Genomic DNA, 7,893 nt, shown 5'->3' with positions numbered 1-7,893 from the left:
GCGAGGTCCGGCGCCAGCGCCGCGGCCAGGGCGGCGTGCACGGCGAGCCGATCGGTGAAACCCGCGCCGTGATAGGCGGCCGAGCGCTGCAGGGGATGGCGGAAGCCTGCGGACCGCCCGGAGACGGTGACCATCCCCGACCGCTCGGCGGCGGCCAGCGCCGCCGCGCCGAATCCCAATGTCGCCAAGGCACGCAGCACCACCTCGAGTTCGCCGGTCTCCTCCGCGGCCACGACCAGCAGTGCCGCCCGGGCCTCGGCGGTCTGCTCCGCGATCTGCCGCTCGTATCCGGACCGCAGACGCTGGGGCAGCGGCAACGGGCCCGCGGAATCCATGTCCATCGCCGGGAATTCCACGAGCGCCAGTGGGTTTCCGGCCGCCTCGCGCAGCACCCGGGCGCGCCGCTCCGCCGCGAGCCCGGGCCAGCGTTCGGTCAGCAGCTCGGCCGCCGCCGGTGGATCCAGCGGCCCCAGCCGTAGTTCCGGCAGCGGGCCGAGATCGATGCCCGAGCGCGCGCCGACGATCATGACCACGCCCTCGGACCCGAGTCGACGTGCCACGAAACGCAATACGTCCGCCGACGGCCGGTCCAGCCACTGGGCGTCGTCGATCAGGCACAGCACCGATCCGTCCGCCGACAGTTCGGCCAGCAGCGTCAGCGTGGCGATGCCGACGAGGAAGCGGTCCGCGCCGTCCGGGACGCACAGGCCGAGGGCGCCCGCCAGCGCACGACGCTGCGGTTCGGGCAGTGTGTCCAGCCGATCCAGGGCGGCGCCGAGCAGCAGATGCAAACCCGCGAAGGGCAATTCGGATTCGCTCTCCACCCCGGCGCAGCGCAGCACGCGCCATCCGGCGGCCTGCCGCGCGGTGTGGTCCAGCAGCGCGGACTTGCCCGTGCCGGCGTCGGCGGTGATGACGAGCGCGCCGCTGTGTCCCTGCTCGGCGGCCGCGAGCAGCGTTCGTATCTGCCGCACTTCGGGGGCACGACCGTACAGCACATGCGACAACCTATGCACCGCGGCGGAATTCGGCAAAGTTTTGCGAACATTCGTATTCGCAAAACTTCGCGAGCCGGTGCGCCGAGCTCGGGGTTGCCGAAACGCGGGCGTCGAACATCACAGGCCCGGCCGATCGCGCGGGATCGGCCGGGCCTGTGATCGTCGGCGCGGGGCGCCGAGGTCAGTGCGCGCGCTCGGCGCGGTACCAGCGAATCAGCGCGTCGGTCGAGGAATCCGACTGCGGTGCGGGCTCTTCCGCGCTCGTCAACAGCGGTTCCACGGCCAGGGCCTGCGCCTTGCCGAGCTCCACGCCCCACTGATCGAAGCTGTCGATGCCCCAGACCGCGCCCTCCACGAACACCTGGTGCTCGTACAGCGCGATGAGCTGCCCGAGCACCGAAGGCGTGAGCTGCGGGGCCAGGACGGTGGTCGAGGGCCGGTTGCCGGGCATGACCTTGTGCGGCACCAGATTCGGCGGCGTGCCCTCGGCCGCGATCTCCTCGGCCGTCTTGCCGAACGCCAGCACCTTGGTCTGGGCGATCAGGTTGCTGAACAGGATGTCGTGCATGCTGCCGGTGCCGTCGAGGGTGGGCAGATCGTCGGTGGGCCGGGCGAATCCGATGAAATCCGCCGGCACCAGATGCGTACCCTGATGCAGCAGTTGATAGAACGCGTGCTGGCCGTTGGTTCCCGGCTCGCCCCAGAAGATCTCGCCGGTGCCGCTGGTGACCGGGGTTCCGTCCAGGTGGACGGACTTGCCGTTGGATTCCATGGTCAACTGCTGCAGGTAGGCCGGAAACCGGGCCAGGTCATTGGAATAGGGCAGCACCGCGCGCGACTGCGCGCCGAAGAAGTTCGTGTACCAGATCCCGAGCAGCCCGAGCAGCACCGGCGCGTTCTCGTTCAGCGGCGCGGTCGCGAAATGCTCGTCCACCCGGTGCATGCCGTCCAGGAACTCGGCGAAGCGCTCCTTGCCGATGACCGTCATGACCGACAACCCGATGGCGGAATCGACCGAGTAGCGGCCGCCGACCCAGTCCCAGAAGCCGAACATGTTGGCGGTGTCGATGCCGAACTCGGCCACCCGCTGGGCGTGGGTGGAGACCGCGACGAAATGCTTTGCCACCGCCTCCTCACCGAGCGCGGCCACCAGCCAGCGCCGGGCCGCGGTGGCGTTGGTCAGGGTCTCCAGCGTGGAGAAGGTCTTGGACGCGACGATGAACAGCGTGGTCGCCGGATCCAGCCCCGCCAGCTTCGAAACCAGGTCCGCCGGATCGACATTGGAGACGAAGCGCGCCGAGATGCCCGCGTCGGCGTAGTGGCGCAGGGCCAGGTAGACCATGGCCGGGCCCAGATCCGAGCCGCCGATGCCGATGTTCACCACCGTGGCGATGCGCTCGCCGGTCGCGCCGCGCCACCGCCCCGAACGCACCGCGTCGGTGAATTCGCCCATGCGCCCGAGGACTTCGTGCACCTGCGCGCCGGCGTTCTCGCCGTCGATCTCGATGTCCTGCCCGGCGGGCACGCGCAGCGCCACGTGGCCGACGGCGCGGTCCTCCGAGACGTTGATGTGCTCGCCCGCGAACATGGCGTCCCGGTGCGCGGCCACCCCGGCCGTCTCGGCCAATTCGACCAGCAGATCCAGGGTCTCGCGCGTGACGCGGTGTTTGGAGTAGTCGATGCGCAGGTCGGCCACCTGCACGGTCAGCTCGCGACCGCGCTCGGGATCCTCGGCGAAGATGTCCCTGAGGTGACGGGCCGCGATGGACGCATGATGATCGTGCAGTTTCCGCCAGGCCGCCGATGCGGTGATGTCGCTGCTCACGTCCGCCGAGATTACAACCCGCCACTGCTACGCGCAGGTAACCCTGGACGAAGCGCGGCCGCGGCGACGTGCGGAACCCGGGGGCGGGCGCGGGACGCACGGGGGTGCGAAGTCGTCCGGGGCCTCCCATCAGCGGTGCGGGCGCGCCTAGGCTGGTTCGCATGGTGTCGACGCGCGAACTACTCGAATCCATTCCGACCGGCCTCTGGATAGGGGGATCCGTGCCGGCCACCGGGGGCGGCACCTTCCCGGTGCGCGACCCCGCCACCGGCGACACCCTGGTCGAGATCGCCGACGCCACGCCCGAGGACGCGACCCGCGCGCTCGACGCGGCCGTCGCGGTCCAGGCCGAGTGGGCCGCCACCCCCGCTCGCGACCGCGGGGAGATCCTGCGCGCGGTGTTCGAGGCCATCACCGCCCGCGCGGAGGATTTCGCGCTGCTGATGACCCTCGAAATGGGCAAGGCGCTGCCCGAGAGCCGCAACGAGGTCCGCTACGGCGCGGAGTTCTTCCGCTGGTTCAGCGAAGAGGCCACCCGGGTGCACGGCCGGTACCAGTCCGCGCCCGGCGGCGTCGGGCGCATTCTCGTGCACAAGCAGCCGGTCGGACCCTGCCTGGCCATCACACCCTGGAACTTCCCGCTCGCCATGGGCACCCGCAAGATCGGCCCGGCGCTGGCGGCCGGCTGCACGATGATCGTCAAGCCGGCGGGGGAGACCCCGCTCACCATGCTGCTGCTGGCGCAGCTGTGTGCCGAGGCCGGGCTGCCCGCGGGCGTGCTGTCGGTCATCACGACCAGTCGTTCCGGTGCCGTCACCGCGCCGCTGCTGAACGATCCGCGCCTGCGCAAGCTCACCTTCACCGGGTCCACCCCGGTCGGTAAGAAGCTCGTGGAGCAGTCCGCGCACGGTCTGCTGCGCACCTCGATGGAACTCGGCGGCAACGCGCCCTTCGTGGTGTTCGACGACGCCGACATCGACGCCGCGGTCAAGAACGCGGTACTGGCCAAGCTGCGCAACGGCGGTGAGGCCTGCACCGCCGCCAATCGCTTCCACGTGCAGAACTCCGTGCGCGCGGAGTTCACCCGAAAGCTTGTGGCGGCCATGGCCGAATACCGGCTCGGGCCGGGCACCGACCCGGACACCACCCTGGGCCCGCTCATCAACGAGGAACAGCTGGAGACCGTCACCGAACTGGTGGACGACGCCGTAGCCGCCGGCGCCCGAGTCGAATTGGGCGGCAAGGCGCCCGGCGGTCCCGGCTGGTTCTACCCCGCCACCGTGCTCACCGACCTACCTCCGCAGGCTCGCATCCTGCGCGAGGAGGTCTTCGGCCCGGTCGCCCCGATCGTCGGGTTCGACACCGAGGAAGAGGGTCTGGCGGCCGCGAACAACACCGAATTCGGCCTGGTCGCATACGTTTTCACCCAGAATCTGGACCGGGCGCTGCGCATCGCGGAGGGGCTGGAGACCGGCATGGTCGGGGTGAACCGCGGCGTGATCTCCGATCCGGCCGCGCCCTTCGGCGGGGTCAAGGAGTCCGGCTTCGGTCGCGAGGGCGGTTTCGAAGGCATCGAGGAGTACCTGAACACCAAGTACATCGCCCTGCCCTGAGCGGGGGTGATCCACCCGGAAATGAAGAACCGCCCCGGGGTAAGACACCCGGGGCGGCCTCTGGAAAGCGTTACCCGTTCGCACGAGCGCCGCGTGGTCTGTGCGGTAACCGTCGTCCGGCACCGAACGTTGTATCGGTTCCCGCCCTACCGCGCGTTACCACCCATCGAAAAAAGTCGCCGACGTGTGATTCGGCTACCGCCCGCCCCCGCCCCGAAGTTCGCGGCCCGCCCGGTTCTGGACTGAGTGGAGCGGGGGAGCGAAGCGGAGGAGCGGAGGGAGGGAAGAACCGGGCCAAAGGGGCCGCGAACCCGCCGTAGCGGAGCGGAGGCAGATAATTCAGTGGCCCAGGCGGCCGCGGCCGAGGCGGAGCAGGAGCATGGCCAGGGTGTGGCCCTCCTGGCCCAGCTCGCTGAAACGCTCGAGAACTTTCATTTCGCGCGAGTGCACCAGCTTGGGCCCGCCGTTGGCCATGCGGGTGCGGCCGATGATGCGCGAGACTTCGGTGCGGCGTTTGATGGCGGCCAGGATCTCGGCGTCGAGTTTGTCGATTTCCTTGCGCAGCTTGTCGATCTCCGCCTCGGAGGGCAGGGTCCCGGTCGCCTCGAGGTCCTCGGGCAACGCCGCAGCGGGCAGGACGGACTCCGCCCCGGTGGCAGGCTCGGATTGTCCCGTCGTCGAGATGCTCATACTTCACTCCTCGTGGTCCAGAACGTCGATCGGTGGGCGGCCCCGACCCGTTACCGATCGGTCCTACAACCAAAAACTCAGACTTGTGGGCCTCTATTGTCCCCCCGGCGGCGGGCTCAGTCGCGGGCTGTCACCTGGGCGCCGGTCATTGGCCAGTCTGCCATGTGCCAGGTACAAACCAAAACAGGTTCATTTGTGAATCTGCTGAGTGTTTGTGGGGTTTGTGGGGCTGCCCACCGCACCCCGCGTAGCGGGTGGACCGGCACTTATCGGACACCTCGGACGCCGGGCTGTTCACCTGTCGGTGCCCGCCGGTAGCGTGGATGGGCGATGAAGACGACGGTGGCACAGGACGAGCAGAAGACCGAGCAGTTGCTCGAAGGGCTGAACCCACAACAGCGCGCCGCGGTGACGCACACCGGCTCCCCGTTGCTGATCGTGGCGGGCGCCGGATCCGGAAAAACGGCCGTTCTGACCCGCCGCATCGCCTATCTGCTCGCCGGCGGCGCGCGGCCCGGCGAAATCCTGGCGATCACCTTCACCAACAAGGCCGCCGCCGAGATGCGCGAACGCGTCGGCGGGCTCGTCGGCCCGCGCGCGGCCGGCATGTGGGTGTCCACCTTCCACTCCAGCTGCGTCCGCATCCTGCGCACCCAGGCCGGGTTGGTCGGCGGGCTCAACTCCAACTTCTCGATCTACGACGCCGACGACTCGCGGCGGCTGCTCGCCATGGTCAGCCGCGATTTCGAGATCGACGCCAAGAAGTACACCCCGCGCCTGCTGGCCACCGCCATCTCCAACCTCAAGAACGAGCTCATCGACCCGGACCGGGCCGAGGCCGACGCCGCGACCGACGACACCGAGCTGCCCAAACTCGTCGCCCGCGTCTACGGCGAGTACCAGCGCCGGCTCCGCGCGGCCAACGCACTGGACTTCGACGATCTCATCGGCGAGACGGTCACCCTGCTGCAGCGGCACCCGCAGGTGGCCGAGTACTACCGGCGGCGCTTCCGGCACATCATGGTCGACGAGTACCAGGACACCAACCATGCGCAGTACGTGCTGGTGCGCGAGCTGGTCGGGTACCACCTGCCCAAGGACTCCGAGGACCGCGTACCGCCCAGCGAGCTGGTGGTGGTGGGTGACGCGGATCAGTCCATCTATGCCTTCCGCGGCGCGACCATCCGCAACATCGAGGAGTTCGAGCGCGATTTCCCCGATGCGGAAACCATTCTGCTGGAACAGAACTACCGCTCCACCCAGCACATCCTGACCGCCGCCAACGCGGTGATCGCGCGCAACGAGAACCGGCGCGAGAAGAAGCTGTGGACCGATCAGGGCGACGGCGACCTGATCGTCGGATACGTCGCGGACAACGAGCACGACGAGGCCTCGTTCGTGGCCCGCGAGATCGACCGGCTGGTCGACTCCGGCGACGCCAACTACAACGACGTCGCGGTCTTCTACCGCACCAACAACAACTCCCGCGCGCTGGAAGAGATCTTCATCCGCATGGGGCTGCCCTACAAGGTCGTCGGCGGCGTGCGGTTCTACGAGCGCAAGGAGGTCCGCGACATCGTGGCCTACCTGCGCGTGCTGGAGAACCCGGACGACGCGGTGAGCCTGCGCCGCGTCCTCAACACGCCCCGCCGCGGCATCGGCGACCGCGCCGAGGCCTGCGTGGCCGTGCACGCCGAGCAGCGCGGCATCGGCTTCGCCCAGGCCCTGCGCGACGCCGCGGACAACAAGGTGGCCCTGCTCAACACCCGCGCCCAGCGCGCGATCGCGGGCTTCCTGGATCTGCTGGACGAGATTCGCGCCGCGGGCGTGCAGGAGAACCTCGACTTCCCCGACGTCGGCAATGTCGTGCAGGCCGTGCTCGACCGCACCGGATACCGCGCCGAACTCGAGGCGTCCGACGATCCGCAGGACGGCGCGCGGCTGGACAACCTGCACGAATTGGTCAGCGTCGCCCGCGAATTCAGCTCCGAGGCACGCAACAGTGTCGAAGCCTCCATCGCCGAGGGCATCATCCTCGAACCCGCCGAGGGCGAACCCGAACCGGGCTCGCTGGCCGCGTTCCTGGAACGGGTCTCCCTCGTCGCGGACAGCGATCAGATCCCGGACGAGGGCACCGGCGTGGTCACCATGATGACCCTGCACACCGCCAAGGGCCTGGAGTTCCCGGTCGTCTTCGTGACCGGCTGGGAGGACGGCCAGTTCCCGCACATGCGCGCCCTGGGCGACCCCGCCGAACTCGCCGAGGAACGCCGCCTGGCGTACGTCGGCATCACCCGCGCCCGCCAGCGCCTGTACCTCTCGCGCGCGGTCATCCGCTCGGGCTGGGGTCAGCCCGTCTCGAACCCGCAATCCCGCTTCCTGGACGAGATTCCGCAGCACCTCATGGACTGGCAGCGCCTCGAGCCCACCGCCGCGCAGTCACGCGGCCTGCGCCGCCGCGAGGAGAGCTCGGGCTTCGACCGCGACTGGACCAGCCGGGAGAACTGGAACGAGCCCCGCCCCGGCATCCGCGGTGATCGCCGACCGTCCCCGTCGAGCACGCCCGCGGGCAAGCGCAACAACACCGGCCTGGTGCTGGCCGTCGGCGACCGCGTCACCGACGACAAGTACGGCATGGGCAAGGTGGTCGCCGCCGAAGGCTTCGGCTCCCTGGCCACGGTGACGATCGACTTCGGCACCTCCGGCAAGGTCCGCCTGATCCCCCAGTACAGCCGCACGATCACCAAGCTCTGACCGGGGTCCGGCT

The 7,893-nt window shown here is 69.5% G+C and carries 5 protein-coding genes; 2 read left to right on the top strand and 3 right to left on the bottom strand.

Features of this window, described 5'->3' with window-relative positions; all coding sequences use genetic code 11:
* Positions 1–998, bottom strand: a 998-nt coding sequence (locus tag ABZ319_RS06475) for an ATP-binding protein (protein WP_354985291.1), incomplete at its 3' end; no start/stop codon positions are given.
* Between the two features lie 181 nt (positions 999–1,179).
* Positions 1,180–2,823: a glucose-6-phosphate isomerase gene (gene pgi, locus ABZ319_RS06470; protein WP_354985290.1), complete on the bottom strand. Its 1,644-nt coding sequence runs from the start codon at positions 2,821–2,823 to the stop codon at positions 1,180–1,182.
* Positions 2,824–2,984: 161 nt separating this feature from the next.
* On the opposite strand from pgi, the gene ABZ319_RS06465 reads away from it, so the two are divergent.
* Positions 2,985–4,436 carry an NAD-dependent succinate-semialdehyde dehydrogenase gene (locus tag ABZ319_RS06465; RefSeq protein ID WP_354985289.1) on the top strand — a complete coding sequence of 484 codons (1,452 nt, stop codon included), beginning with the start codon at positions 2,985–2,987 and terminating at the stop codon, positions 4,434–4,436.
* A 339-nt stretch (positions 4,437–4,775) separates the two neighbouring features.
* Here ABZ319_RS06465 and ABZ319_RS06460 read toward each other — a convergent pair whose 3' ends face one another.
* On the bottom strand, positions 4,776–5,126 hold the full coding sequence (locus tag ABZ319_RS06460; protein WP_354985288.1) for a chorismate mutase: 351 nt from the start codon (positions 5,124–5,126) through the stop codon (positions 4,776–4,778).
* A gap of 330 nt (positions 5,127–5,456) precedes the next feature.
* Here ABZ319_RS06460 and pcrA point away from each other — a divergent pair, with 330 nt between their 5' ends.
* Positions 5,457–7,880 (top strand): DNA helicase PcrA, encoded by a 2,424-nt coding sequence (gene pcrA, locus ABZ319_RS06455; protein WP_354985287.1) that lies wholly within the window; start codon positions 5,457–5,459, stop codon positions 7,878–7,880.
* The last annotated feature ends 13 nt before the right edge of the window (positions 7,881–7,893 follow it).

It is taken from the genome of Nocardia sp. NPDC005978 (assembly GCF_040614455.1).
GTDB lineage: Bacteria > Actinomycetota > Actinomycetes > Mycobacteriales > Mycobacteriaceae > Nocardia.
This window is presented reverse-complemented; position numbering and strand designations above follow the sequence as displayed.